This is a genomic window from Pseudomonas sp. (assembly GCF_041601375.1).
GTDB lineage: Bacteria > Pseudomonadota > Gammaproteobacteria > Pseudomonadales > Pseudomonadaceae > Aquipseudomonas.
Genome location: NZ_JBFIIG010000288.1, coordinates 1 through 2,718, shown reverse-complemented (window position 1 = coordinate 2,718; position 2,718 = coordinate 1). Strand labels below are relative to the sequence as shown.

At 60.1% G+C, this 2,718-nt stretch carries 1 protein-coding gene; it reads right to left on the bottom strand.

The window, feature by feature from the left end; translation table 11 throughout:
• The coding region (gene icmF / locus ABZE94_RS21125) for a fused isobutyryl-CoA mutase/GTPase IcmF (protein WP_372878147.1) at positions 1-2,718 on the bottom strand (2,718 nt) is incomplete at its 5' end.

The following is a 2,718-nucleotide window of genomic DNA, read 5'->3' as shown; positions in this document are numbered from 1 at the left end:
CTACATATTCCGCCGGTACTGCCCACCGACTTCAAACAGGGCGTTGGTGATCTGGCCCAGCGACGCCACGCGTACGGCGTTCATCAATTCGGCAAAGATATTGCCGTTTTCGATCGCCACCTGCTGCAGGCGTTTGAGCGCCGCCGGCGCTTCATCGGCATGGCGCGACTGGAAGTCACGCAGGCGCACGATCTGATCGTCCTTCTCGGCATCCGATGAACGGGCCAGTTCCAGCGTGGTTTCTTCCGTGGCGGTTTCCTTGGGCAGGAAGGTATTCACACCGATAATCGGCAGCTCACCCGTGTGCTTGAGGTGCTCATAAAGCATGGACTCATCCTGAATCTTGCCACGCTGGTAGCCGGTTTCCATGGCACCGAGCACACCGCCCCGTTCGGAGATACGCTCGAACTCGGCCAGCACGGCTTCTTCCACCAACTCGGTCAACTCGTCGAGGATGAAGGCACCCTGGTTCGGGTTCTCGTTCTTCGACAGCCCCCATTCGTTGGTGATGATGAGCTGGATAGCCAGTGCCCGGCGTACCGATTCCTCGGTGGGCGTGGTGATCGCCTCGTCATAGGCGTTGGTGTGCAGGCTGTTGGCATTGTCATACAGCGCGATCAGGGCCTGCAGGGTGGTGCGAATATCGTTGAAGTCGATTTCCTGCGCATGCAGTGAACGACCCGAGGTCTGGATGTGGTACTTGAGCATCTGCGAACGGGCGTTGGCACCGTAACGCTCACGCATGGCCACCGACCAGATGCGCCGGGCCACGCGGCCCATGACCGTGTATTCCGGATCCATGCCATTGGAGAAGAAGAAACTCAGGTTCGGCGCGAAATCGTTGATGTCCATGCCACGCGCCAGGTAGCTCTCCACATAGGTAAAGCCGTTAGACAGCGTAAACGCCAGCTGCGAGATCGGGTTCGCCCCCGCCTCGGCGATGTGATAGCCGGAGATCGATACCGAGTAGAAATTCCGCACCTTGTGATCGATGAAATACTGCTGAATATCCGCCATGCACTTAAGCGAGAACTCGGTACTGAAGATGCAGGTGTTCTGGCCCTGGTCTTCCTTGAGAATATCGGCCTGTACTGTGCCACGGGCATTCTGCAGGGCAAAGGCACGCAGTTCCTCCAGTTCGCCGGCATTGGGTTCCCGACCATGCTCATCGCGAAACTTGTCGACCTGCTGGTCGATGGCCGTGTTCATGAACATGGCCAGAATCGTAGGTGCCGGGCCGTTAATGGTCATGGACACCGAGGTGGTCGGCGCACAAAGGTCAAAGCCGCTGTAGAGCAGCTTCATATCGTCGAGCGTGGCAATGGACACGCCAGAGTTGCCGACCTTGCCGTAGATGTCCGGGCGTTCGTCGGGGTCGTTGCCATACAGCGTCACCGAATCAAAAGCCGTGGACAGGCGGCTGGCACCCGGGCCTTCCGCCAGCAGGTGAAACCGCTTGTTGGTGCGCGCCGGTCCGCCCTCGCCGGCAAACATGCGGGCCGGGTCCTCGCCCTCGCGCTTCAGCGGGAACACACCGGCCGTATAGGGGAAACGACCGGGCAGGTTTTCCAGCTTGAGCCAGGTCAGCATGTCTCCCTCATCGGAATAGTTTGGCAGCGCTACCCGTGGGATTTTGGTACCGGACAGTGACTCACGAAACAGCGGCGAGCGTATTTCCCGGTCGCGCACCTTGTAGACGTATTCGTCCTGGCGATAGGCCTCGCGGGTTTGCGGCCAGTCTTCGAGTAGTTGTATTGACTCTTTATCCAGTTCGGCTTCACGTTCTGCGATCAGCGCGTCCAGCGCCTGGGCCGAATCCGAATCGCCCAGCATGCTCCGGGCGGCGGCCAGTTGCTGACGTTCACGGGCGATCTGCGCCTGGCGTCCGGTCTCGCTTTTGTATTCGCGTACGGCTTCGGCAATTTCGGCCAGGTAACGTGCCCTGGCAGCCGGCACGACGCCTTCACCGGCATGGCTGCTGCTGCCTTCAACCTTCGGCAGTCGGCCTTCATCCGCTTGCAGGCCCTTTTCAAGCAGTTGCTGCTTGAGTTCCTGGTACAGCGCGGTCACCCCATCGTCATTGAAGTGACTGGCCTGCGTGCCAAAGGCCGGCATCTTGTCGGGCATTACGTCAAACGCCTGGCGATTACGCTGCATCTGCTTGCGCACATCGCGCAGGGCATCCTCGGCCCCGCGACGGTCAAACTTGTTAATCGCCACCACGTCGGCGAAGTCGAGCATGTCGATCTTTTCGAGCTGACTCTGGGCCCCGAATTCGGGCGTCATCACGTACAGGGCCACGTCAGCATGCTCGGTAATCGCTGCATCGCCCTGGCCAATGCCGGCGGTTTCCACGATGACCAGATCAAAGCCGCTGGCACGGCAGGCTGCAATCGCGCCTGGCAGGGCCTCTGAAACCTCGGCCCCTGCCGCCCTTGAGGCCAGCGAGCGCATATACAGCTTGCCCCCCGACAGTGCGTTCATGCGAATGCGGTCGCCCAGCAGAGCGCCGCCGGTTTTTCGCCGGGACGGATCAACGGCCAGGATGGCGATATTCAGCTGGTCGTCCTGGTCGAGACGGAAACGACGAATCAGTTCGTCGGTGAGTGAGGACTTACCCGCACCACCGGTACCGGTGATACCGAGCACAGGCACCTGCTCGTTGGCCTGCGCGATTAACTTATCGACATCGAAATTACCCTCTTCCACCAGCGTGAT